Raw genomic sequence first — 503 nt, 5'->3', positions numbered from 1 at the left:
TCGTCATCGTCCCGATGGAATTCCAGGATCGCATCCGGGGCTTCCTCGGAGTCTGTTGTCGGCACCGGCGGGACTGGGCGAGTGACGACGTCGCGATGCTGCTGATGGTCGGGCAGATCATGACCAACGCCCTGCAGCGAAGACAGGACGATTTGAGGCTGGTGTTGTCACGTGACAAGGCCGAGGCCTCCAACCGGGCGAAGAACATCTTTCTGGCCAATATGTCACATGAGATCCGCACCCCGATGAACGCGATACTCGGCTTCTCGCAGCTCTTTCAGGAAGACGAATCCCTGTCCGAGATGCAACGCGAGCATGGGCGTATGATCTACCTCAGCGGCCAGAATCTTCTGGCGCTGATCGACGACGTTCTGGAGATGTCCAAGATCGAGGCGGGCCGAGTCGTCCTGAGTCCTCAGGCTTTCGATCTTCACGCCCTCCTGACGGAGCTGGCGGAGGTCTTTCGCCCTCGGGCGGAAGCCAAGGGCCTGGAAGTTTGTTTG

At 59.6% G+C, this 503-nt stretch carries 1 protein-coding gene; it reads left to right on the top strand.

Annotated elements, in window-relative coordinates; all coding sequences use genetic code 11:
- Positions 1-503: hypothetical protein (locus GY725_22660; protein ID MCP4006991.1), on the top strand; the 503-nt coding region annotated here is incomplete at both ends.

The sequence above is a fragment of the bacterium genome (genome assembly GCA_024226335.1).
Lineage (GTDB): Bacteria > Myxococcota_A > UBA9160 > SZUA-336 > SZUA-336 > JAAELY01.
This window is presented reverse-complemented; position numbering and strand designations above follow the sequence as displayed.